At 42.8% G+C, this 24435-nt stretch carries 24 protein-coding genes; 15 read left to right on the top strand and 9 right to left on the bottom strand.

Annotation, left to right across the window (positions count from 1 at the left end; genetic code table 11):
* Positions 1 to 38 precede the first annotated feature (38 nt).
* The 5 genes from OCV19_RS08435 to OCV19_RS08415 all read right to left on the bottom strand — a co-directional run bounded on the left by OCV19_RS08435 (position 39) and on the right by OCV19_RS08415 (position 5893).
* Complete coding sequence (locus tag OCV19_RS08435; protein WP_065677498.1) at positions 39 to 641, bottom strand: DUF2971 domain-containing protein; 603 nt, start codon at positions 639 to 641, stop codon at positions 39 to 41.
* Between the two features lie 348 nt (positions 642 to 989).
* Positions 990 to 1592: a porin family protein gene (locus OCV19_RS08430; RefSeq protein WP_065677497.1), complete on the bottom strand. Its 603-nt coding sequence runs from the start codon at positions 1590 to 1592 to the stop codon at positions 990 to 992.
* Between the two features lie 914 nt (positions 1593 to 2506).
* Positions 2507 to 4228 carry an ATP-binding protein gene (locus OCV19_RS08425; RefSeq protein ID WP_065677496.1) on the bottom strand — a complete coding sequence of 574 codons (1722 nt, stop codon included), beginning with the start codon at positions 4226 to 4228 and terminating at the stop codon, positions 2507 to 2509.
* A complete protein-coding gene (locus OCV19_RS08420; protein WP_065677495.1) occupies positions 4228 to 5412 on the bottom strand; it encodes an FIST signal transduction protein in 1185 nt (394 codons plus the stop codon). Before OCV19_RS08420 ends, OCV19_RS08425 begins: the two co-directional genes overlap by 1 nt.
* Before the next feature lie 115 nt (positions 5413 to 5527).
* A complete protein-coding gene (locus OCV19_RS08415) occupies positions 5528 to 5893 on the bottom strand; it encodes a hypothetical protein (protein WP_065677494.1) in 366 nt (121 codons plus the stop codon).
* Positions 5894 to 6145: 252 nt separating this feature from the next.
* On the opposite strand from OCV19_RS08415, the gene ccoN reads away from it, so the two are divergent.
* The 10 genes from ccoN to uspE all read left to right on the top strand — a co-directional run bounded on the left by ccoN (position 6146) and on the right by uspE (position 15150).
* Positions 6146 to 7579: a cytochrome-c oxidase, cbb3-type subunit I gene (gene ccoN, locus OCV19_RS08410; protein WP_009846707.1), complete on the top strand. Its 1434-nt coding sequence runs from the start codon at positions 6146 to 6148 to the stop codon at positions 7577 to 7579.
* A gap of 11 nt (positions 7580 to 7590) precedes the next feature.
* On the top strand, positions 7591 to 8211 hold the full coding sequence (gene ccoO, locus OCV19_RS08405) for a cytochrome-c oxidase, cbb3-type subunit II (RefSeq protein ID WP_017059643.1): 621 nt from the start codon (positions 7591 to 7593) through the stop codon (positions 8209 to 8211).
* Between the two features lie 9 nt (positions 8212 to 8220).
* On the top strand, positions 8221 to 8394 hold the full coding sequence (locus tag OCV19_RS08400) for a CcoQ/FixQ family Cbb3-type cytochrome c oxidase assembly chaperone (RefSeq protein ID WP_004733679.1): 174 nt from the start codon (positions 8221 to 8223) through the stop codon (positions 8392 to 8394).
* On the top strand, positions 8394 to 9368 hold the full coding sequence (gene ccoP / locus OCV19_RS08395) for a cytochrome-c oxidase, cbb3-type subunit III (protein ID WP_017063857.1): 975 nt from the start codon (positions 8394 to 8396) through the stop codon (positions 9366 to 9368). Before OCV19_RS08400 ends, ccoP begins: the two co-directional genes overlap by 1 nt.
* Positions 9369 to 9476: 108 nt before the next feature.
* Positions 9477 to 9956, top strand: a complete 480-nt coding sequence (locus OCV19_RS08390; RefSeq protein WP_065677493.1) for a FixH family protein — start codon at positions 9477 to 9479, stop codon at positions 9954 to 9956.
* A 5-nt stretch (positions 9957 to 9961) separates the two neighbouring features.
* The gene (locus OCV19_RS08385) at positions 9962 to 12334 is read left to right on the top strand and encodes a heavy metal translocating P-type ATPase (RefSeq protein ID WP_065677492.1); all 2373 of its coding nucleotides are present in this window, start codon (positions 9962 to 9964) and stop codon (positions 12332 to 12334) included.
* Complete coding sequence (gene ccoS / locus OCV19_RS08380) at positions 12334 to 12570, top strand: cbb3-type cytochrome oxidase assembly protein CcoS (protein ID WP_050653496.1); 237 nt, start codon at positions 12334 to 12336, stop codon at positions 12568 to 12570. Before OCV19_RS08385 ends, ccoS begins: the two co-directional genes overlap by 1 nt.
* Positions 12560 to 13234, top strand: a complete 675-nt coding sequence (locus tag OCV19_RS08375) for a sulfite exporter TauE/SafE family protein (protein ID WP_065677491.1) — start codon at positions 12560 to 12562, stop codon at positions 13232 to 13234. Before ccoS ends, OCV19_RS08375 begins: the two co-directional genes overlap by 11 nt.
* A gap of 86 nt (positions 13235 to 13320) precedes the next feature.
* Positions 13321 to 14067 (top strand): FNR family transcription factor, encoded by a 747-nt coding sequence (locus OCV19_RS08370; protein WP_017059637.1) that lies wholly within the window; start codon positions 13321 to 13323, stop codon positions 14065 to 14067.
* Positions 14068 to 14199: 132 nt separating this feature from the next.
* Positions 14200 to 15150, top strand: a complete 951-nt coding sequence (gene uspE, locus OCV19_RS08365; protein WP_065677490.1) for a universal stress protein UspE — start codon at positions 14200 to 14202, stop codon at positions 15148 to 15150.
* A gap of 121 nt (positions 15151 to 15271) precedes the next feature.
* Here uspE and ttcA read toward each other — a convergent pair whose 3' ends face one another.
* The 4 genes from ttcA to OCV19_RS08345 all read right to left on the bottom strand — a co-directional run bounded on the left by ttcA (position 15272) and on the right by OCV19_RS08345 (position 18928).
* Positions 15272 to 16165 carry a tRNA 2-thiocytidine(32) synthetase TtcA gene (gene ttcA / locus OCV19_RS08360; RefSeq protein ID WP_017059635.1) on the bottom strand — a complete coding sequence of 298 codons (894 nt, stop codon included), beginning with the start codon at positions 16163 to 16165 and terminating at the stop codon, positions 15272 to 15274.
* Between the two features lie 320 nt (positions 16166 to 16485).
* Positions 16486 to 17136 carry a DUF2987 domain-containing protein gene (locus OCV19_RS08355; protein ID WP_065677489.1) on the bottom strand — a complete coding sequence of 217 codons (651 nt, stop codon included), beginning with the start codon at positions 17134 to 17136 and terminating at the stop codon, positions 16486 to 16488.
* A 123-nt stretch (positions 17137 to 17259) separates the two neighbouring features.
* A complete protein-coding gene (locus tag OCV19_RS08350; protein ID WP_065677488.1) occupies positions 17260 to 18108 on the bottom strand; it encodes a glucosaminidase domain-containing protein in 849 nt (282 codons plus the stop codon).
* Positions 18101 to 18928, bottom strand: a complete 828-nt coding sequence (locus OCV19_RS08345; RefSeq protein WP_048612081.1) for a DUF2189 domain-containing protein — start codon at positions 18926 to 18928, stop codon at positions 18101 to 18103. The genes OCV19_RS08350 and OCV19_RS08345 overlap by 8 nt, the downstream gene beginning before the upstream one ends.
* A gap of 329 nt (positions 18929 to 19257) precedes the next feature.
* On the opposite strand from OCV19_RS08345, the gene potA reads away from it, so the two are divergent.
* The 5 genes from potA to OCV19_RS08320 all read left to right on the top strand — a co-directional run bounded on the left by potA (position 19258) and on the right by OCV19_RS08320 (position 24416).
* Complete coding sequence (potA, locus tag OCV19_RS08340) at positions 19258 to 20373, top strand: spermidine/putrescine ABC transporter ATP-binding protein PotA (protein ID WP_017059631.1); 1116 nt, start codon at positions 19258 to 19260, stop codon at positions 20371 to 20373.
* The gene (potB, locus tag OCV19_RS08335; protein WP_017059630.1) at positions 20357 to 21214 is read left to right on the top strand and encodes a spermidine/putrescine ABC transporter permease PotB; all 858 of its coding nucleotides are present in this window, start codon (positions 20357 to 20359) and stop codon (positions 21212 to 21214) included. The genes potA and potB overlap by 17 nt, the downstream gene beginning before the upstream one ends.
* Positions 21214 to 21984, top strand: a complete 771-nt coding sequence (gene potC / locus OCV19_RS08330; RefSeq protein ID WP_004733706.1) for a spermidine/putrescine ABC transporter permease PotC — start codon at positions 21214 to 21216, stop codon at positions 21982 to 21984. Before potB ends, potC begins: the two co-directional genes overlap by 1 nt.
* 148 nt (positions 21985 to 22132) lie before the next feature.
* The gene (locus OCV19_RS08325; RefSeq protein WP_017059628.1) at positions 22133 to 23167 is read left to right on the top strand and encodes an extracellular solute-binding protein; all 1035 of its coding nucleotides are present in this window, start codon (positions 22133 to 22135) and stop codon (positions 23165 to 23167) included.
* A 211-nt stretch (positions 23168 to 23378) separates the two neighbouring features.
* Positions 23379 to 24416: an extracellular solute-binding protein gene (locus OCV19_RS08320; RefSeq protein ID WP_065677487.1), complete on the top strand. Its 1038-nt coding sequence runs from the start codon at positions 23379 to 23381 to the stop codon at positions 24414 to 24416.
* Positions 24417 to 24435: the final 19 nt, after the last annotated feature.

Below are 24435 nucleotides of genomic sequence, written 5' to 3'. Positions count from 1 at the left end.
ATCTGGTTCTGCCGCTAGACAGTAGGATTAGACTCTACTTAACTGACCACTTCGAAGGTAAACGACTCTTGCTTTGCTATTGCGTGTTTAACAGGGATACCAAGGCGCTGGCAAGTCATCAGAACTTTTAACTTCCTGTCGGCAGGAGCGTGCTCTGACAGAATCACCGAACTTAGGCACTCTCTATTAAGGTAGAGTTTATTTCCGATCATCTCGTCATCAGGTAATACCCAGCGGTATTCCTTTTCATAGCGCCAATTAGAATGCTTAATTTTGAATATCTCAGCTCCCAGTCTTGATGTTTGTAAACCACGTAACGATGCCGGGCGGAACATATTCGGTTCGTCTTCATACTGGACTTCAAAACAGTTGAGATTGACCTCGCCGTTATAGCAGTTGAGATCATACTCGATACACATGCCTTTAAAGTTGTCACCATACTGGGACCATAGTATTGGGTGGTCGCTCGACTGAGAGAAACACATGATCTTAAAGTTTTGTTGAAGCTCTTTGTTGAATACGTGGTTAGATTCAAAAGGGTTATTAAAAGTTTTAGCGTAATCAAACCACAACGAACACTCGGAAATAGATTGTATGTTTCTGTCGTGGAGCGATCTGAACTTATAAAGTTTAGGCAACATATCAAACACCTAGTTTACAAAATTGCCTGATGTTAACACTTTAATTTATTTTTAAGGATTGAATGCATAGCATTTGATTGCTTAATCACCAAATTTATTCATATAACTGTTTGATAGATCAAAATTTAAACACGAAATAGTAGCCTGTTAAAGTGGTTTATTTTGCGTTAGGACAAAGCTTTCAAGTTGTAACTTTTTACAGAAGATACAACGTAACTTTATTTATGGTTGAATTGAATTGAATTGAATTGTCAAAGTAGAGGTCGAGTAGGGAAATAGGTGATAAAAATTAAAGCCGAGCTTTAAAAGGACGGCTTTAGTAGTATTGAGCCTACGAGTGAATCAAGTTTAGAAGTGGTACCTTGCACCTAGGTAAGCGGTTTGAGGTGACACATCGATGGATTCAATTTCAACGTTTGCATAGCGGTAACCAATATGGATATCGATGTTGTCTGTTACCATCGCACCAAGCTCAGCACCAACTTGGTAGGCTGCTTCAGACTTAGAGTCTGATACTCCAAAAGCTTTCGCTTCCATATCCATAGAGCCAACACCGGCTAATAAAGATACATACAGATCTAATACGTCACCTTCAACAATAAACTTTGGTTTAATGTTTACGAAGAAAGCATGGCCTTCAATATCCATTAAGTCGTTATAGCTAACTTTTCCGATTTTTCGGTACTCGGCTTCTAGCCCTAGTTTAACGACATCGTGCGTATTGAATTCGTAGCCTCCAACCAAGTTATAGCTAAAGTCTGATAGATCAGATGAATCTTCAATAGCGTTGCCACGATATTCTAATTCAGTTTCATTATAAAAGCCGATATCAACACCAGCATAAAAATGACCATGCTCTCTAGGTGAGTTTTCGTTTTCACTAGCAAGCGCCTGCGAGCTGATGCCAAAAAAAGCGGTGAATAGCGATAGGGCGATTGTACTGATTTTCATGTAAAGCCTTCTAAGATAATAAGTTATTCAGTTCCAGAATATGTTAACAAACAAAAGATACTCTAACTAATTGAGAAGTAGCCTAAAGATCTGATTTTAAAGACTTGTTGGTAATAGAAGTGTCATTATCGCAGTTATAAGACAAGTTAATATAGTCCAGACAGAGGTTAATAGAATTTATGTTGCACTGTAACTTACGATTAGCCAAGTCGTTTAGAGAAGTTCGTTTTGGATGGCAACGCAGTTTGGTAACAATGACCATTGGGCATCAGAAAATTCAACGAGTACGGATGTTACTGATGACGTTGATAGTTGATTCAATTTGGTGAAGAACAAGCCAACATAGGTAAACAAGACTAGATGATTCGGGAGTTCGCTTGGTCTTTTGGGACCGTTAAATCTAGCGAACAAGAGTAACCAAGTCTTTTCAGTTTATTGGTAGTACGGACAATAGACCGAGAGTTAGTGGAAGCGTTAATCATCTAGGTTCTTTTGGTAAGCAAAATCAGGGTAATAGCTTTTAACACTCAACCAGCAGAGACTCTGGACTAACTTTGGAGAGGCATCCGTAATTAGAAGTCTTAATTAAGTTTGAGCAGACATGTGATAAAGCCATCACGATTTGATTCAATTAACGCGGAGTCAAAGCCATAAAGTAAATAGATAGATTCATGCGGCGCTGTACGTGAAATCTACTGGTAATAAGGCTACGAACACTCTCAGATTTCAATCTCCCTAAGTGCGTATTATGTATATTATGTTAAATGGCGTTTGGTATTTATAAGGCAGGTATCCTTGTTTGATGCCCTGCCTCTTGTTTATCTACCAAATCGATGTTCTATTTAACAGTAAGGCTATTTACCATAAAATACCTAATAAACATATTTCCTAATCTTCGATTAAGAATACGTTTATTAGACTTCAAGCATTAATCGATCAATTGCTTCTGTGATCTCTTTAGTTCTTACTGGCTTGGTCACAAAATCATTCATGCCGACATCCAAGCACGAACATTTGTCTTCTACTGATGTGTGTGCTGTTAGCGCAACGATTGGTGTTTTGATGTTTGCGTCTCTCATGTATTTGGTTGTGGTTAATCCATCCATGACCGGCATCGACACATCCATTAAGATAATGTCTATTGAATCGTTGCCTCTTTCAATAAAGCCAATCGCTTCTTCACCATTACTTGCGATGAAAACCTCGTGGCCTTGTCTTGTAAGGATTAACTTTATCACCATTTGATTCGTTGGATTGTCTTCGACAACTAACACTGAATAACGGCTTCTTAACTCTCGTGAAGATTCGTCTTCTTTGTTAGCCAGATTATTCGTAACTCTAGTAAGCACTGGCAACTGTACTTCGAATTTGGAGCCTTTTTCAGGCTCACTCTCTACCGATATGCGCCCGCGCATCAGTTCAACCAGCCTTTTAGTGATGGCCAAGCCTAAACCTGTGCCACCAAATCTACGTGTGATTGTGCTATCAGCTTGCACAAATGGACTGAACAGCGACGAAAGTTGTTGCGAGCTAATGCCAATCCCTGTGTCTTCCACCGTTATATAGAAAGAGCTCTGCTGGTACTTTATAGAAACATGTACATGCCCACGCTCAGTGAACTTAATCGCGTTACCGATCAAATTAAATAGGATCTGTGCCAAGCGACTTGGGTCGATGTAATGAAGTTCACCTTCAGGGATATCGCTGGATATTGTTAGCGCCAAACCTTTATCGTCTGCTGTCTTCTTTTGTTCAGACAATACAAAAGTTACAGTGTCTCTTACATTGCTCCATTGAGGTGCTAGTGAGAAACATCCAGATTCAATCTTAGAAAAATCCAATACGTCACTGATAATTGACAATAAAAGCTCAGATGATGTGCTCATATTAAGTAGTATAGACTGTTGCTCTTCGTTCAGTGATGTGGATTTTAGGGCGTCTATCAAGCCAATGATGGCATTTAGCGGTGTTCTTAATTCATGACTCATCATTGCTAAGAATTCAGACTTGGCCTTGTTGGCTCTTTCCGCGTCTTTTCTTGCTGTGACAAGCTCTGCTGTGCGCTCTCGGACGGTTGCTTCAAGCTTTTCTTTGTTCTCAATATCGAAAACAGCACGCTCTATCAACGGTCGGAAACGGTTTAGTGTGGCCTTGGTTTCAATACTAAAGTGCTTGGTATTTGAGTGGATAAAGATGATGACAGATTGTGTTAGCCCGCTATCTATACCAGTAATCAGAACGGAGTTGATTTGGTCGAGAACAATGGGATGCAGGGAGTTAAATTCCCCAAGAGACTTGGGTTCGAATAGGATGGCGCATTCACCATTGATGACTCGCGATAGCTTGCCACAATCGCTCCAATTCATCTGTTCGAAGACTTTGTTATTACTTAGCAGGGTTTTGAAACTGCCTTCGTTCCCTACCCTTGATACCACGATAAAGTCGTCAAACTTAATGTATTTTTTGAGCACGAACTCAAGACTGGAGAATATCTCAGATATGTTACTTGCCTTACTGATCGCAGAGATGGTTGATAAGATCACCCTGTTCTCTTCAGCCAGTTTTCGCTCACGGGCTTTTAGTTTTTGCAGTTCAATACGTGCTTCTTGCAGCGCTTCTTGACCTTCAGAACCCATTATTTTTTCAACCTATAAAACGTTGCAGACGATACCATTAAATTCCCGTGTGCATTCTCACCACCAGAGAGCCTGCCTTGCTCACCAAACGTGAATGGACATATGTACGGAAGCCCATTAAGTGCTTGATTTATTTGTTCGAAAACCTCATCCATATCTTGTTTAAGATTGAGCATTGGGCCGGCACAAAAGATATTGATCGCCCCTAGTTTCTCTTCAAGATCCATGTCGTTGTAGTATGAGGATTGAATGATATTAGCGGCGCGGCTAATCAACTGCTGCTTAGAACCTTGCATCAAGTAGATGGTGTCACCTTCACTGATGTCTGTGAATAGCTCAATCCCATTACACTCCGTCTCTCTGATCGAATGAGACAATTTGAAATATGGGTAATCGTAAGAAGAGCCGACTTTCCTGCCTAATGGGTAGACTGACGACTTTTCGAATATGTAGCCATCATCACTGCCACCTAAGTGGAAATCAGTCCATTCGTTGTAAACAGTGACGGCTGGCCTGTGGTCTATCTCCAACAATATTCGGTTTCTTACTTTTGTCACGGTGCCTGAATAGCGCGTAGGTGTGTGACCGGCGCTGAAAGAGGAGTAGATGGACTGAGACGCAAACACTACCGTTAAAGATACGCCATTTATCGACAGCGACTCTTCGGTGAAGATGCTCCAATTTCCGGAAACCTGATTGTCTGCAGCACTGCCACCAATAATTGGCACTTCAGTACCAAATTTCTTATCGATCGCCGCCATCACCTTTTCTTCGTTACCCGGCGTGGAATGCAGCAAGATAAGATCAGGAATTTCACCTTCTCGGTTGGCGTTCTTGAGTGCTTTGTCGATCGCGCTGAAGGTACTGCGGTCTATAGAGTCGCTGAAATGTTCGATTCCCGTACCATAGGCGTTGATCCCCGAGTCGTAAATAATGAGGACGCCAATGACTGGACCAGAATGAAAACCAGTTTCGGTCATAATGCCGTGACAAGTGGTACAGCCATGTATGGGAGTGTTAGGGAGAGCATCTACGAAATATCTCTGCACAGCGAGTGTCGAATACTCTTCTGTGCAGTAGCAAATAAGACAAGCAATATCGTCAGGTTTTTCCACCCCGCTGAGCAACTCATCTACTGCGATTTTATCGTCTAGGGAGTAAGAGACTTTTGATAGAAATTTCATAGATTCTGGGTAACTTTATTAATGCTCTCTTTATAACACTTTAATGCATTGTGTTTCACTGATTTGGTACATGTTTCTATCAAAAGAACCGAGGTGTGCCCCAGTTTTCTCTCTGTTACTCCTTAGAAAGGTTTACAGAATACGTGCTTATCTGTTGTGGAAATGTAACCGTTATTGATGAGGTCTTATCACTAGTTTGTAACAGCCAATTTGATGGTCCTTTTTCTTCCAGAATTCCGCTTTCATTATAGTTAATGATAAATTTGCCAGTTTTAGATGTTTCGATCGAATACCCTAGATTATTGCTTGAAACTGAAACATTATGATTATCAATACCAAATTTACAAGGTTTTGGAACTATACAGTTTACTGTTTCGTTATTATCGTATGTTACTGTTCTCCAAGTAAATGCAGCTATTAAAACAACCAACATGACGATAATTTGAACAAGCCTGCCTTTTGTTAGCTTTTGTGCCGCCATTATAATCTTTACTCCTTGTTACAAAGTTCAAAGTTTTTAAATAAAAATCCAATTCCAGACCAAGCGTAAGGTTACTACTCTGTCATTGATTTGTTAATTCAAGTATAGTGTCGCGTTGAAAATGCCACTTTTTTTTAAAATCAGCAAGTGGAAATAAAGCCCTGAATAGGCTGAATTTCCTTTTCTAATTTGGGTGGCATTACGACGTGAGTCGTGTTGGAAGTAAAGTGTAGTAAATAAGAAATTGGAAGCATGCAAATGAGCCAAGAAAAGCAGCTTGAACAAAACTACAACTATACGGTCGTCCGTCAATTTACCCTAGTTACAATTTTGTGGGGTATTGTCGGTATGGGCGTTGGTGTTTTGATTGCCGCTCAATTAGTTTGGCCACAGCTAAACTTTGATACGCCGTGGTTGACGTACAGTCGTTTACGTCCCCTGCATACTAATGCGGTTATTTTTGCGTTCGGTACAAGTGCGCTGTTTGCAACATCATATTATGTTGTACAACGTACCTGTCAGACGCGTCTCTTTGGTGGCCCTCTCGTAGCCTTTACCTTTTGGGGTTGGCAAGCGATTATCCTGTCCGCTGCAATTACTTTACCGTTAGGTTTAACCTCTGGTAAAGAATACGCAGAACTTGAATGGCCAATCGATATTGCTATTACTCTTGTGTGGGTAGCTTATGCGGTCGTGTTCTTCGGAACCATGATTAAACGTAAGACATCGCACATTTACGTAGCAAACTGGTTCTTCGGAGCCTTCATCATCACGGTTGCCGTGTTGCACATCGTTAACAGCCTTGCTGTTCCTGTATCTGCGTTTAAATCGTACTCGATTTATTCCGGAGCGATCGATGCAATGGTGCAATGGTGGTACGGACACAATGCGGTAGGCTTCCTATTGACAGCTGGTTTCCTAGGTATGATGTACTACTTCGTTCCTAAACAAGCTGGTCGCCCTGTTTACTCTTACCGTTTGTCGATTGTTCACTTCTGGGCTCTCGTGTCTCTGTATATCTGGGCTGGTCCTCACCACCTACACTACACTGCACTTCCTGACTGGACTCAATCTCTAGGTATGGTTATGTCTTTGGTTCTGTTTGCTCCATCTTGGGGTGGCATGATCAACGGTATTATGACTCTATCTGGTGCGTGGCATAAGCTTCGCTACGACCCAATCCTACGTTTCCTAATCGTTTCTCTATCATTCTACGGCATGTCGACTTTCGAAGGCCCAATGATGGCAATCAAAACGGTTAACGCACTATCTCACTACACGGACTGGACTATTGGTCACGTTCACTCTGGTGCGTTAGGTTGGGTTGCAATGGTTTCTATCGGTTCGGTTTACCACTTAGTTCCTAAACTATTTGGTCAAGAGCGTATGTACTCTGTATCTCTAATCAATGTTCACTTCTGGTTGGCAACGATTGGTACGGTTTTCTACATTGTTGCAATGTGGATCTCTGGCGTGATGCAAGGTCTGATGTGGCGTGCAGTTAACTCTGACGGTACATTAACTTACAGCTTCGTTGAATCTGTAGAAGCGTCTTACCCGTTCTACTTTGTACGTTTCTTAGGTGGTTTCATCTTCCTATCAGGTATGTTCTTAATGGCATACAACACGTACAAAACTGTTTCTGCACCTAAAGATAGCCTTAAAGCTATCCCTCAACCGGCTTAAGGAGATTTAGAATGAGCTCAAATTCAAATAATCGCCATGAGTTGGTAGAGAAGAACGTTGGCCTACTAGCGATTCTTATCGTTATTGCTATCAGTTTTGGTGCTTTAGTAGAAATTACCCCGCTTATTTTCCAAAAGCAGACTACTGAACCTGTAGAAAATCTACGTGTTTACTCTGCTCTGGAAATGGAAGGTCGTGATATCTACATTCGCGAAGGTTGTAACGTATGTCACAGCCAAATGATTCGTCCTTTCCGCTCTGAAACTGAACGTTACGGTCACTACTCTGTAGCTGGCGAAAGCGTTTGGGAACACCCATTCCTATGGGGTTCTAAGCGTACTGGTCCTGATCTAGCGCGTGTTGGTGATCGTTACTCTGATGAGTGGCACCGCGTTCACCTTATCGACCCTCGTGAACTTGTTCCTGAATCAAACATGCCTGGTTTCCCATGGCTTGCTGAGAATGTACTTGATGGCAAATTGACTAAACAGAAGCTTGAAATCTTCCGTAATCAATTTGGTGTTCCTTACACAGACGAACAAATTGCTAACGCTAAACAAGATGTTGAAGGAAAAACAGAGATGGATGCAATCATCGCTTACCTTCAATCGCTTGGCCACGCAATGAAATAAGGAATAATTATGGACATTATTACATTTCAAAGTGTTTGGACTGTTACTGTTTTTGCTTGTTTCATCGGCATCGTTTGGTGGGCTTTCGGTAAAAATCGTAAGTCGCGCTTCGACGAAGATGCAAACCTAGTGTTCGCTGATGAAGCACCTGCGAAAGATAAAAATCAAGGAGTGACGAAGTAATGAGTACATTCTGGAGTATTTGGGTAACAGTAATCACAATCGGTACATTGATTGGCTGTGCAGCCTTACTTCGTTGGTGTTCCAACGATAAAACAGGTGTAGAAGAAGGTCAGGATATGGGCCATGAATACGATGGTATTCGTGAGCTTAATAACCCACTACCTAAATGGTGGACATACCTTTTCGTGAGCACAATTGTGTTTGCGGCTGTTTATCTAGCTCTATACCCAGGCCTTGGCAACTTTAAAGGTCTACTAGGTTGGACGAGCTCAAACCAAACAGTTCGTAGCGTAGAAGAGTCTCGCTCTGCAATCGCTGCTGCGCAAGCAAACAAACAGTTAGACGCATACGCGAAAGAGCTTGATGATGCAGACACCTACTTTGGTGAAGCATTCAGAAAGCTAGCTCACGACGAAAATGGTCTACGTTCTGTCCCTGACATTGCATCAGATGCTGATGCAATCAAAGTGGGCCAACGCTTGTTCCTACAAAACTGTTCGCAGTGTCACGGCTCTGATGCACGTGGTCAGAAAGGTTTCCCGAACCTAACTGATGACGCATGGCTATATGGTGGTGAACCACAAGCTATCGTGACTACCATCATGCATGGTCGTGTCGGTCAAATGCCAGGTTGGAAAGACGCTCTTGGCGAAGAAGGCGTAAAAGAAGTAGTTAGCTACACGCTTAGCCTTTCTGGTCGTAGCGTAAACGCACGTGAAGCAGAGGCAGGTAAAGCTCGCTTTGTAGTGTGTGCAGCGTGTCACGGTACTGATGGTAAGGGTAACCCTGCTGTTGGCGCACCTGACTTGACTGACCGCGACTGGCTATTCGGCGATTCTCGCGCTGATGTGACGGAAACAGTCATGTACGGACGTTCTGGTGTAATGCCGGCTTGGAAGGACATCCTCGGTGAGGATAAGGTTCAGCTCGTCTCTGCCTACGTCTGGAGCCTCAGCAACTCAGATAAAGAGTAACATAATAATAACAGCCCCTTCTTAAGGGGCTGTCTTTCTTTTACAGTTATAACCTTAAGTGTTTGTAAAAATTAGTTTTATTTCATTGTATATATTGAGAATAATAATATGGAACAACCTTGGTATAAGCAGTTTTGGCCGTGGTTTTTGATCTTCCTAACCGTTGGCGTTTCTATGCTAACATTGGTTCGAGTCGCGATACTTACCAACCATTCAGTTAACGTTGTCACTGAAGATTACTATAAAAAAGGTAAAGGTATTAATGTCGACATTTCAAAAGTAAATGTTGCTAAAGAGCTTGGCCTATCAGCTTCAGTTAGCGAGAAAGGTAACTCAGTTATCATTACCCTAGACAAAGGCAAGCTAGACCACTTCCCTGCTATTAGCGCAATGTTCGTGCACCGTACGCTGCCTGACCGTGATTTTACTCAGCTACTGACCGCTGATGCGAGAGGCAACTACACGTTGACTCTGGACCAGGAAATGCAAGGTCCATGGTTTATCGAGCTTTCTCCGCATGATTCTGAATGGTTAGTGCAAGGTCGCATGAACTTCCCTATTGATACTCCTACTCAACTAACGAACTAAAGCTTATGTGTGAATCCTGTTATCACTGCGGTGAAGATGTACCAGCGGAAACGGATTTTAAAGTAGAAATCTTAGGATCGGTGCGACCTATGTGTTGTCCGGGTTGCGAAACCGTAGCCCAGACAATCGTTGATAGCGGTTTGGTCTCTTACTACCAATATCGTACCGCTCCAGCTGAAAAAGCGGATCTCGTGCCAGAGCAACTTCTGGCACTCAGTCATTACGACAACGAAGATGTTCAATTGGAGTTCGTCCGTAACTCTGAAAACACCTCTGAAGTGACATTGTCACTAGAAGGTGTCTCTTGTGCTGCTTGTGCATGGCTTATTGAGAAGCAAGTCTCTTCAAAGTTAGGGGTTGTTAGTATTCGTGTTAATACCACGACTAACCGCGCCCTGCTCAGTTGGGACAACACTCAGACAAAACTGAGCGAGCTGTTGTCTGCAATCCATACCTTAGGCTACAAAGCCGCACCATTCGAGGCTGATCAACAAGAAGCCGCCTATCATCGTTCGATGAAGAATTATCTCTATCGTCTTGGTATTGCTGGTTTAGCAACCATGCAGGTCATGATGCTGGCTGTGGCGCTTTATCTTGAAGTCTTTGGTAACCTTGAGCCCGAATTCAAAAGCTACTTCCGTTGGGTGAGCTTAATCTTTGCAACACCGGTTCTGCTCTACTCTGCATTGCCTTTCTATATCAACGCGTGGCGTAGCCTCAAAGGTCGAACATTGGGTATGGATGTGCCTGTGTCGATAGCTCTGTTGTTTGCCTATGTTGCAAGTTTGGTCGCAACGGTGACAGAGAAAGGTGAAGTCTTCTTCGAATCTATCTCGATGTTTACCTTCTTCCTACTGCTTGGTCGTTTCCTTGAAATGCGCGCTCGTCGTAAAGCAGCAGCTGCTAGTGGTAACCTGCTTAAGCTCGTTCCTGCTATGGCAACAACGTTAGATGGCGAACAAGTTCCGGTAAAAACCTTAAAAGTTGGCGACCAAATTCGCGTTCTACCGGGTGAACACATTCCTGCCGATGGCAAAGTATTGTCTGGCAGAGTTCATATCGATGAATCGATGCTGACTGGCGAATCTATCCATGTGGTCAAAAACGAAGGTGATACCGTCTTTGCTGGCACATTGAATGGTGATGAATCATTTGAATTGGAAGTGATGACGTCAAAAGCGGATTCGGTGATTTCCAACATCGTTCGCCTGCAAGACGAAGCACAACTGTCTAAACCTCGCATTGCAGAAATTGCCGATGTGGTAGCGCGATACTTTGTTGCGGTGATCTTAATCATCTCATTCGGTACTTGGTTTTACTGGCACCAAACACGACCAGAAGACGCTTTCTGGATCATGCTTTCGGTATTGGTAGCAACGTGTCCTTGTGCTCTGTCACTGGCAACACCGACGGCGATTACCTGTTCCACTTCTCGCATGGGTAACTTCGGTATTTTGCTGCGCAAAGGCCACGTATTCGAAACCTTGTGCAAAGTAAATCACTTGATCATCGATAAAACAGGCACATTGACTGAGGGTGATATTCGTATCAGCCAAGTTGAAACCTTCGCTGAGCTTGATAAAGACACCTGTCTCAAAGTAGCAGCGAGCCTGGAGCAACACGCTAACCACCCTATCGCTAAAGCGTTTAAGACTCATCTTTCTGATGAGATCGAAGTAGAGTCAGTTAATAACGTGATTGGTTCAGGCATCACTGGTGAGTGGAACGGCCAAGAAGTTGCGATTGGTAGTAGTGAATTCATTCTAGGTGAAGCTCAACCATCGGAAAGTAACGGTATTTACTTGTCATTAGCTGGCCGTCATATCGCGACATTCACTTATGAAGATCCTATTCGCAAAGAAAGCATCGAGTTTATTAAGCAATTTAAAGAAGCGGGAATCAAAACGACTCTGCTGACTGGCGATTCTTTGATTAACGCTAAGCCTGTTGCTGAAGAGATCGGGATTACTGATATTGTTGCTAACGCGAAACCTGAAGATAAACTTGCTTACCTGAACTCTCGAGATGCAAGTGATATTACCATGATGGTTGGCGATGGTATTAACGATGCCCCTATTCTTGCGGGGGCTCACCTTTCCGTTGCTATGGGCGGCGGTACGGATGTGGCGAAAGCCTCTGCAGATATGGTGTTATTGGGTGATAAGCTCGATAGATTACTTAAGTCGCGTACTTTGGCATTAAAAACGCGTAAGATAATCCGTGAAAACCTAGCTTGGTCATTAGGATATAACCTACTGATCCTTCCATTGGCCGTAGCGGGTTTGGTTGCTCCATACATTGCCGTTGTGGGCATGTCTGCCAGCTCTATTATTGTTGTGTCTAACTCGTTAAGGCTTTTAAAAGAGCAAGGTAAATAATGGAAAGTTTATACATTCTGATCCCCATTGCGATTGTACTGGTGTGCATCGCTGTTGGTATTTTTCTATGGGCGGTGAAGAGCGAACAGTTTGAAGACCTAGAACGTCAAGGTCACAACATTCTGTTTGATGAAGACGAAAAGGCTCACAACCATTCTGATAGCAAACCTGTCAATAATGAGAAAGCTAACAGCGAAAGCCAAACTAACGTAGACAAAAAGAACGATGACGCCTGATTGGATCGGAGCCTTTGTTGTTGGATTGATCGGCGCAGGCCACTGCATGGGAATGTGTGGTGGTATTGCGTCGCTTCTTTCGATTAGCAACAGTAAACCTTCCCCTGTTATTCCCCTACTTTATAACCTAGGGCGCTTGCTGAGTTATGCCGTGATTGGTGGTGTGATTGGCGGTGCAATATCTTCGATAGGTCAGCTAAGCGATTTTAACGCTCTGCTGGGTTGGCTGCGATTATTTGCTGCTGGCTTTATGATCGTCTTAGGGTTGTATATCGGTAAATGGTGGTTCGGCTTGTTGTTCTTTGAAAAAGTCGGACAGAAGCTATGGCGCTATATCTCACCTTTAGGTAAATCATTTCTACCCTTGAAGCACCCTAGTCACGCTTTGCCGTTTGGCTTTATTTGGGGTTGGCTGCCATGCGGCTTGGTTTACTCTATGCTTACGTGGGCAGCCGTATCAGGAAGTTGGTACAACGGAGCCGGTATCATGTTTGCTTTCGGTTTAGGGACGCTTCCAGCAATGCTGACAGTTGGTATGGGCGCTAATTTCCTCAAAAAACTGCAACAAGCTGACTTATTTCGCCAATTAGGCGCAATTTTAATCCTCCTTTACGGTTTCTATACCGGATATATGGCATTGCAGCTCATTATTTATACCGTATAGGCAATCTTTAAATCCGGTTTTTTTACTACCCAACTGGATAAAGGAATGCTAAAATATTGACGTATATCAAATAGTGAAAGATTGTTATGATTTCTGAAAAGCCTGTGACGAAACGTGTTCAGTCTGGTGGCTGTGCGATCCATTGCCAGGATTGTAGTATTAGCCAGCTCTGTATTCCGTTTACTTTGAATGAATCTGAACTCGATCAACTTGATCAGATCATTGAGAGAAAAAAGCCTATTCAAAAAGGCCAAGAGTTATTTAAAGCCGGTGACGAGCTTAAATCTCTATATGCTATTCGCTCTGGAACGATCAAGAGCTACACGATTACCGAGCAAGGTGATGAGCAGATTACTGCATTCCATCTAGCGGGCGATCTTGTTGGCTTCGATGCGATTACTGGTGACCAACACCCTAGTTTCGCACAAGCGCTAGAAACTTCTATGGTATGTGAAATCCCATATGAGATTCTTGATGACCTATCAGGAAAAATGCCTAAATTGCGTCAGCAAATTATGCGCCTGATGAGTAACGAGATTAAAGGTGACCAAGAAATGATTCTGCTTCTTTCTAAGAAGAACGCGGAAGAGCGTCTTGCTGCATTCCTTTACAACCTTTCTACTCGCTTCTCTCAACGTGGCTTCAGCCCGCGTGAGTTCCGCCTAACGATGACTCGTGGCGATATTGGTAACTACCTTGGTTTGACTGTTGAAACGATCAGCCGTCTTCTAGGTCGTTTCCAAAAAGCAGACATCTTGAGCGTTAAAGGCAAATATATCACTATCGAAGATCACGATGCGTTGATGGAACTTGCTGGTGTTTCAAAAGAATAGTCTAGATATCAATGATGTAGTTCAATAATGAGCTACATCATGTTTCTCTCTTAAAACCTCTTATATTTCTCTTAATCTCTCCATAACTACGCTACATTATTTATATGTTCGGTCTGAAAAGTAGGCTTAGTTATGAGTATCTATAACAAAATTTTAGTTGTCGCAGACATTAATCACGATGAGCAACCTGCTCTAGTTCGTGCTATCCAACTTGCCAAGAAAAGCACCTCAACAAGCCGCATCACTTTCTTTTTGTCGATATACGACTTCTCGTATGAAATGACATCTATGCTCTCTATTGATGAAAGAGACGCAATGCGCAAAGGCGTAATTCATCAACGCGAAATTTGGATGAATAAAGTCGCAGAACCTTACCTAGATGAATCTATTGAATTTAATGTCCAAGTGGTTTGGCATAATCGCCCGTACGAAGCGATCATTGCCGAGGTTTACAGTGGCGAGCACGACATCTTAATCAAAGGCACACGTAAGCACGATACTTTGGAATCTGTCATCTTCACTCCAACCGATTGGCACTTGTTGAGAAAGTGCCCTAGCCCAGTGCTATTGGTTAAAAACGATTTCTGGCCAGATCACGCGAAGATTTTTGCTTCAGTTCATGTAGGTTCTGAGACAGATGCTCATTTAGAGCTTAACGATACGATGGTCGACAGATTACTAGAGATCACAGGTCGTTTGGATGCTGAACCTTTCTTGGTGAATGCCTACCCAGTGACACCTGCGAATATTACCATTGAACTGCCAGAGTTTGATCCAACGTCTTATACCGACGCGGTTCGTGGCCATCACTTAACGGCGATGAAAGCATTACGCCAGAAGCATGGTATGTGTGAAGAACAAACTGTGGTTGAGCAAGGCTTGCCTGAAGATGTTATTCCTCGCGTCGCTTCTGAAAATAACGCAGCGATGGTGATTCTGGGTACAACGGGTCGTACTGGCTTGTCTGCCGTGTTTATTGGTAATACCGCGGAACATGTTATCGACAAGATTAACTGTGATGTGTTGGCTCTTAAGCCGTCTGGTTACGTGAGCCCATTAGATCCTAATCTTTCGAAAGGTTAAGTCGGCGACAAGTTTAACTTATAAAAAACGCCTCAAGCATTGCTTGAGGCGTTTCTGTTTGTCTAGAGCAACGCCATTCCAAATACAGAATGGCTAATATCATCTTTATCGACTCAAATAGTTAAACGTTCGTTACGTCGATGAACATTGACTCATCAATGTTTGAAGATGAAATTTCAGCTTCTTCGAATTCGTACGCTTTGCGGTCTTCACTACGGTCTAGTGGAAGGTTAACGAAGTCAAACAGCTCGCGGTCAGCCAGTTGGCTTGGGCTTACGTTCTGGATTGACTTGAAGATCTTCTCAACACGACCAGGCGTTTTCTTATCCCAATCAATTAGCATCGCTTTAATGTTCTGACGCTGTAGATTCTCTTGAGAGCCACATAGGTTACAAGGAATGATTGGGAACTCTTTATGTTCTGCGTATTTGATTAGGTCCGTTTCACGACAGTAAGTCAGTGGACGAATAACAACGTTACGACCATCATCTGAACGAAGCTTTGGTGGCATAGCCTTTAGGCGCGCACCGTGGAACATGTTTAGGAACATGGTCTCAACGATGTCGTCTAGGTGGTGACCCAGAGCGATCTTAGTTGCACCAATCTTCTCTGCGAATGAGTACAAAGTACCACGACGAAGACGAGAACATAGGCCACACGTTGTTTTGCCTTCTGGCACTTTCTCTTTAACCACTGAATACGTATCTTTATCTACGATGTAGTAAGGAATGTTCAGCGTTTCAAAATACTCAGGAAGAATGTGTTCAGGGAACCCAGGTTGTTTTTGATCTAGGTTTACTGCAACAACATCAAATTTGATCGGTGCTGCTTCACGTAAACGTAGCAAAATGTCTAGCATCGCAAATGAATCTTTACCGCCACTAATACATGCCATTACTACGTCATTCTCTTCGATCATGTTGTAGTCGATGATGGCATTTCCAACATTTCTTCTCAGACGTTTCTGAAGTTTGTTGAATTCAAGTGTTTCTTTTCTATTATCGTTTTGGTTCATTGCGACTCTCACACCGTCGTATTACCGACTGTAGATTGCTAGTGGGACTGTTTTAGGGCGTGGATTATACGGATTTTTATTTGATGTTGAAATAGTAACGGCAGGATAAACAAGCTGAGTAATAGAAAGATTCTGCTTTTATTGTTCGATAAGTGCCCTAAACGGTAGAGAAACGCGGCTTCACAAGCTCTCCGTTTGTTTTGCAGATAAAGAAAAGCAGCCTGCTCTTATTCGATGAGGCTGCTTTAAGATATGTCGTAAAAGCTTGGGGGAATGATTCCGCTAAGCTTTTACTTCACTAACAATGATTCCGTTAAAAATTATTGCGCGGGAATGTACGGCAATACGCGAACTGTTGGTTCTGGCAACGTGATGCTGTCACTTCCACTCAGTTCTTCTAAGGTGAATTTCGCACGCCCTTCTTTGATTGGTAGTTGTTTACCATTTGAAAGCTCAATGTTGCCTTCTAGCTTATTAGTGAATTCCAGCGTTAACCCTTGGATATCTGGTGTGAACCAACCAGAGAACATACCGCTGACGTCTTCAAGCATCGCCTGCATCTGTGGTAATAGGTTTTCTATCTGTGCAACATCAACAGTTCCAACTAAAGGCTCTTGAGTCATCACAACTAAAGAATACGCACACTCTTGTTCTTGAGTTTGTACAAAGATAAGAGGGTTTGCTGAACGAAGGTTTTGATCTACCGGTAGAAGCAGCTCATTCGCAGAAGAGACTTTTAGCTCTTCGTAGTGCTCTTCTTTTTCCATCCAAGCTTTGCTGATGTGACAGGTTTGCTGAGCTTGTTGATCAACAAAGAAGACCGCAACTTTGACATCATCATGCCCTTCTTTGGTGTTATTTTTCAGCTGAGTATAAAGTTTAGAATATGTGAACATGTATTCTTGCGCTGAAGCAGGAAGAGAAACCCCAAGGCTTAATGAGGCTAATAAAGCGAGTGCTGTCTTTTTCATTATTATAATCTTGTCGAAGTTGAGCGTTTATAAATAGAAAGAGCAGCCAATGAGCTGCTCTTTTTGTGATATTACTTGGTGTAAGCCGACTATCGAAGGCAACCAAGTTGGTATCAAAATGAGTTACTTTTTCCAGTATACCTCGTTGTGACGGATCATAGCTTGTAAATCAGTCACATAGTCGGAACCTCGCTCAGAATATTTTAACAAGCCATTGGTGAGCTCTGTCGCCGTTGTGGTTGTTAAAAGATCATCACCTTGGGCAGCAAGTTTTGCTCGAATCGCTCTTAGATCGGCGTAAGCACGATTACGATTAAGGTTCATGAAGTAACGATGTACAGATTCTTGGCTTGAAGAGAATGTTGCGACTTCATGCGAGCTACCTTCGTTACGTTGTAGCGGAACAAGGCCACAACCTTTGGTGTAACACCAGTGTCCGAAATAGTTGTTGGCTTTAGTAGCGAAACGTGACGTTCCCCAAGCTGACTCATTCGCAGCTTGTGTCAGTACAAGCGCCTCTGGCAGCACATTCACGCGGTTAAGCATCTCTGTCAGCCATGCCTGATCCAAACCTTCATTAGGTACTGGCAGGCTGTACAACTTCCCTAACCTTTTCGCATAAGACGCGTCTTCAGAATCAATATTGCTTAAACCAGACTCAGAGAGCTTAGTTAAAAACGCGCGTTCTTTGGTGATACGTTTGTTTTCAATATTGATGCTTGGACGTAGAAACGAAAAGAATGTGTCCTTTTTCTCATTCACATCTTCGATGGCCGCAAAGTTCGGTGTGCTCGAAGAAACCGTCAAGTCACCAAATTGGTCAGTGGAATTGGAGCTCTGCTCTGTCGTACGTCGACGCTCTTCTTCTTGGTAAATATAAGGACCAATCAGAGAAATAGATCCAACAAGAGCCAGTGCCGTCACTTTAAGCGCAAGTGATTTGCTTGCGCTTGCCTGTGTGTCTTTATGCATCGAACACCTGTGGGTTTTTGTTATTGTCGTCGTTATTGCTGTCGTTGTTATCGTCATCGCTCTTTGGACGATCTGAAGCAATCAGTTTCAACTTGATGCCAAACATCTCACGGTAAAGGATTCCTTTCACGTGGAAGAAGAACGGAAGAACGAAGATTAAGCCAATGCCGTACATCATTGCAGCCACGATGAACATCAACATAACCATTAAGTAGATAGACGCGACTACGAAGATCTTCTTATTTACTGCTCTTAATGAAAGCAGCAGCGATTGCATTGGCGGCACTTTCTTATCACAAATCAGCAGAATTGAGTGGCTGAACGCCAGTGAGAAGTAGATCGACAAGAACGGCAGAATCATACCTGCGATGCCTTGAAGCATTAGGCTAAACAAAGTCACTAGAATAACCGGAACCGTAAACTGCAAGCCTTTACCGATGTGGCGTACTTTGGTTTGTAGGCCAGCGGCGTGGCTCATTGCCATTAAACAGATACCGGCATAGATAGGCGCGCTGATCACTTCATAGCTAAAGTTCGCAATAAAAATCGATTCAACGATTTGTGGCGTGAACGACTCTGGGTCGATAACCGCATCCAAGATAACCGCAGGATCACCAAGCTGTAGTTTTAGTGCGATATAAAAGATAGCGAGCTGCACAAACATCAAAGCAATAATCGCTGGGGAAAACGAAAGAAAGTGACTTATCGTATGTTTCCAAGCTTCTTGGAATACAGCCGTTGCTTTGAGCTCATAATCGCCAGAAAGTGCACGGTTGATACTACCGCCCAAATTAAAATCTTTTTCGATGTCGTTGTTCATATTGATACCTAGGTGTGCCGATTAAGCGAAGCCACCTAACTTATTGATAAAAAATTACCTTCATTATACTCATATGTCGGATACAAACTAAAATATGAATCTGTAACAAGGCTTGCTTTTGCGTCTTAATGGTTAATAATTAGACACTTGTTAGGGTGTAAACCCAGTAAATAACAGTATGGTAAAGGATGTTTACTTTTACCTGCGAAATTTTTTATCTTCGAAAGGTAAAAAATGCTTTGAATTCACGTTTTTGGTGATTATGATGCGCGCCTTAAAGGTGTATAGCAACAGGTCTCAAATAGAACCAAGGTGGAGAAAAACAGACGTTGAACGCTAAAAAATCAGTAGGAAAGCCAGTAGTACAGCTAACTGGCATCAGTAAAAGTTTCGATGGTAAGGAAGTCATCGGCAATCTGGATTTAAACGTAAATCATGGTGAGTTTCTCACGATTTTAGGCCCATCAGGTTGTGGTAAAACAACCGTGCTAAGAATGATTGCGGGTTTTGAAACGGCAGATAGTGGTCAAATACTATTAGCTGAACAAAACGTAACCCAAGTTCCTGCTGAACAAAGGCATGTAAACACTGTATTCCAAAGCTATGCCCTATTCCCGCATATGACCGTTTTCGACAATGTGGCATTTGGCTTACGCATGCAGAAAGTTCCAAACAGCGAGATTGAACCTCGTGTCATGGATGCTTTGAAAATGGTGCGCCTAGAACAAATGGCACAACGAAAGCCACACCAGCTATCTGGTGGCCAACAGCAACGTATCGCAATCGCTCGTGCTGTCGTTAATAAGCCTAAAGTTCTTTTGTTGGATGAATCTCTATCTGCTCTGGATTACAAACTACGTAAACAGATGCAAATCGAGCTGAAACAATTACAACGCCAACTTGGTATCACGTTCATTTTTGTAACGCATGACCAAGAAGAAGCGCTGTCTATGTCTGACCGTATTATTGTTATGCGTGATGGTGTGATTGAACAAGACGGAACACCAAGAGAGATCTACGAAGAGCCTAAGAACCTATTTGTAGCGCGTTTCATTGGTGAAATTAACGTATTCGAAGCGACAGCGAAATCTCGTCAAGATGAAAAACGCATTGTTGCGACAATCGAAGGTGAAGAGTCCATTATCTATCACGATAAAGACGTAACACCGGGTCAAAAACTGCAAGTATTGCTTCGCCCTGAAGATCTTCGTATCGAAGAAATTAAAGAGTCTGAGCAACGCGGTATTGTTGGCCACATTGTCGAGCGAACCTATAAAGGCATGACATTAGATTCAGTCGTAGAACTTGAATCTGGTATGCGTGTCATGGTTAGCGAATTCTTCAACGAAGATGACCCTGATGTTGATCACTCACTGGGCCAAAAAGTTGCAGTAACTTGGGTTGAGAGCTGGGAAGTGGTATTAGAAGATGAGCAAGAAGTTTAATTTACAAAACGCAATTGTTGCTTTAATCACAGGTTGGTTAGTGCTGTTCGTGATGATTCCAAACATCATGATCATCGGTACTAGCTTCCTTACTCGTGATGAAGCGAACTTGATCGAGATGACCTTCACTCTCGATAACTACGTGCGTTTGGCTGACCCGCTGTATTTTAAAGTGTTGATGCACTCTTTCTATATGGCAATTGTCGCAACCCTACTTTGTTTAATCATTGGTTACCCGTTCGCTTACATCGTGGCAAAAATGCCGGCGAAGTGGCGTCCAATCATGTTGTTCTTAGTGATAGTGCCATTCTGGACTAACTCTTTGATTCGTACATATGGATTGAAAATTGTACTGGGTACGCAAGGTGTCTTGAACAAAAGCTTGTTAGCGCTCGATATCATTGATAAACCGCTACGTATCATGTACTCAGAAACCGCAGTAATGATCGGTTTAGTGTACATCCTACTTCCGTTTATGATTCTGCCGCTGTATTCAGCGATTGAAAAACTGGACGATACGTACTTAGAAGCGGCTAAAGATTTAGGTGCGAACAAACTGCAAACGCTATTGAAAGTTGTACTGCCACTAACAATGCCGGGCATTATTGGCGGCTGTTTATTAGTACTACTGCCAGCGTTAGGTATGTTCTACATCTCTGACCTATTAGGCGGAGCTAAGAACCTATTGATTGGTAACGTGATTAAGAGCCAGGTGCTCAACGCTCGAGACTGGCCGTTTGGTGCAGCAACGAGTATCGCACTGACCATGGCAATGGCTGTGATGCTGTATGCCTACTACCGAGCAGGTAAGCTATTGAACAAGAAAGTGGAGCTAGACTAATGGGTCGCACAGTTAAGTTCAGCTTTATGGCGCTGGTATACGCCTTTCTATACCTACCTATTATCGTATTGATCGCTAACTCGTTTAATGCCAATAAGTTTGGTATGAAATGGGGTGGCTTCACCACTAAATGGTATGACGCGCTTATTAACAACGACAGCCTAATGCAGGCTGCGTGGCACTCGATCAACGTAGCGGTGTTCTCTGCAACAGCCGCAACGATTGTCGGGAGCCTAACAGCAGTAGCCCTATTCCGTTACCAATTTAAAGGTAAAGGTATCGTAAATGGCATGCTGTTCATCGTAATGATGTCTCCAGATATCGTAATGGCGATTTCGCTTCTTGCGCTATTCTTGGTAATGGGTGTTCAACTTGGGTTCTTTACCCTACTTGCTGCTCACATTACCTTCTGTCTACCGTTTGTTGTAGTAACGGTATACAGTCGCTTGAATGGCTTTGATGTGAAGATGCTAGAAGCAGCAAAAGACTTAGGTGCAAGTGAATGGACGATTCTAAAGCAGATCATTCTACCTCTTGCTAAGCCAGCGGTTGCTGCGGGTTGGTTATTGAGCTTCACTCTGTCTTTGGACGATGTGATCATCAGCTCTTTCGTAACAGGCCCAACGTATGAAATATTACCACTGAAGATTTACTCAATGGTTAAAGTGGGTATCTCTCCTGAGGTAAATGCCCTAGCAACAGTGATGTTAGTGGTGTCGTTAATACTGGTGATCATTTCTCAGTTATTAGCGAGAGAAAAAATCAAGTAAGTCTCCTACTCTATATAGAGATTGGCTTGATTAAGAAGTTAAGAGACTTCAAGTTCAAAAAAGTGTTAATCATAAACAGAATGGTAAATTGCCATTCTGTTTTTCTATCTACTGCCTTCGGGCAACGTTTAGTTTGGAGCTAACGTCAATGAAAAAATGGGCTACTCTATTAGCTGGTAGTGCATGTGCGCTTTCAATGTTATCTGCACCATCATTTGCAAAAGATAACAAAGAATTGGTATTCATGAACTGGGGACCTTACATCAACAGTGAGATTCTAGAACAGTTCACTGATGAAACTGGTATCAAGGTTATCTACTCGACTTACGAGTCGAACGAAACCCTGTACGCAAAGCTAAAAACACACAACAAGGGCTACGACCTAGTTGTGCCGTCGACTTACTTCGTATCTAAGATGCGTGACGAAGGTATGCTACAAAAGATCGACAAAACTAAGCTGAACAACTTCAAGAATCTAGATACTAACTACCTAGATAAGCCGTATGACCCAAGCAACGACTACTCTATTCCACACGTCGTTGCGATCACAGGTCTTGCTGTTAACACTGACATGTATGATCCAGAAGATTTCCAAAGCTGGGCTGATCTATGGAAGCCTGAGCTTGAAGGTCAACTGATGATGATGGACGACACTCGTGAAGTGTTCCACATCGCACTACGTAAGTTAGGTTACTCTGGTAACACAACAAACGAAAAAGAGATCGACGAAGCGTACGCTGAACTACAAAAGCTGATGCCAAACGTTCTAGTATTTAACTCAGACAACCCAGGCGCGCCTTACATGTCTGGTGAAGTGGGTCTTGGTATGCTGTGGAACGGTTCTGCTGCTGCAGCGCAAAACGAAGGCCTACCAATTAAACTGGTTTTCCCTAAAGAAGGCGGTATCGGTTGGGTTGATAACTTCGCGATTAGCTCTGGTGCGGTAAACGTAGAAGCGGCTCATAAGATGATCGACTTCCTACTTCGCCCTGAAATTGCTGAGCAGATTTCTCGTGATACTGGCTACCTAACAGCCGTTAAAGCGTCTAACGAGAAGTTCAAAGACAGCCCTGCGCTATTCCCATCGCAAGAAGACCTTGATCGTGTTGAGTGGCAAGCTGCGGTTGGCGATAAGACAGTGAAGTACGAAGATTACTTCATGAAACTTAAAGCAGGTCAGTAATTTAGCCTATTATCTCACGGCGACTAAGTAACTGGTTTACTTAACAAGCCGACGTAGAGAATCAATAAGTTAAAAATAAGAATATCAATGAATAGGCAGCTTAGGCTGCCTATTTTATTATATCGCTGCTATAATGTAGCGCGATTTTTCGAAATCCTTTTACCTTGGGTTCACTACCCAGCTCCAAATCAAACAAATGAACGGAACAGTAATGAAAAAAACACTGTATACCGGCGCATTGTGTGCTGCTACTTTACTTTCTACACCCTCTTTCGCAGCTGACCAAGAACTGTATTTTTACAACTGGTCTGAATATATTCCAAATGAAGTACTAGAAGACTTCACAGAAGAGACTGGCATCAAAGTCTACTACTCAACTTATGAGTCTAACGAAAGCATGTATGCTAAGTTAAAAACTCAAGGTACGGGTTACGACTTAGTGGTTCCTTCTACTTACTTCGTTTCTAAGATGCGTAAAGAAGGCATGCTTCAAGAGCTTGATAAAACCAAGCTAAGCCACTTTGCAGATTTGGATCCAAATTACTTAGATAAGCCATTTGACCCAAACAATAACTACTCAATCCCATACATCTGGGGTGCGACGGGTATTGGTATCAACTCAGACATGCTAGACAAGTCTTCAGTTAAAAACTGGGGCGATCTGTGGGATACGCAGTGGGAAGGTCAACTGATGATGATGGATGACTCTCGTGAGGTTTTCCATATCGCTCTATCTAAACTGAGCTACTCTCCAAATACGACTAACCCTGAAGAAATCAAAGAAGCCTACGAAGAACTTCGTAAGCTAATGCCAAACGTATTAGTATTTAACTCAGATTTCCCAGCGAACCCTTACCTAGCAGGTGAAGTGTCTCTTGGTATGCTTTGGAATGGCTCTGCTTACATGGCACGCCAAGAAGGCGCAACGATTGACATTATCTGGCCAGAAAAAGGCGCTATCTTCTGGATGGACAGCCTAGCAATTCCAGCAGGTGCTAAGAATACTGAAGCGGCTCATAAGATGATCGACTTCCTTCTTCGCCCAGAGAACGCTGCGAAAATTGCTCTAGAGATCGGTTACCCGACACCAGTTAAAACCGCTTACCCTCTTCTTCCTAAAGAATTTGCTGAAGACAAGAACGTTTTCCCACCACAATCAGTGATGGATAACGGTGTTTGGCAAGACGAAGTTGGCGAAGCGAGCGTTATTTATGACGAGTACTTCCAAAAACTTAAAGTAAACAACTAAGTTATAGTTAGTTAATCAG

The sequence above is a fragment of the Vibrio celticus genome (assembly GCF_024347335.1).
Taxonomy (GTDB): domain Bacteria; phylum Pseudomonadota; class Gammaproteobacteria; order Enterobacterales; family Vibrionaceae; genus Vibrio; species Vibrio celticus.
Note: the sequence above shows the minus strand (reverse complement) of the source record. Positions and strands in the feature narration are given on the sequence as shown.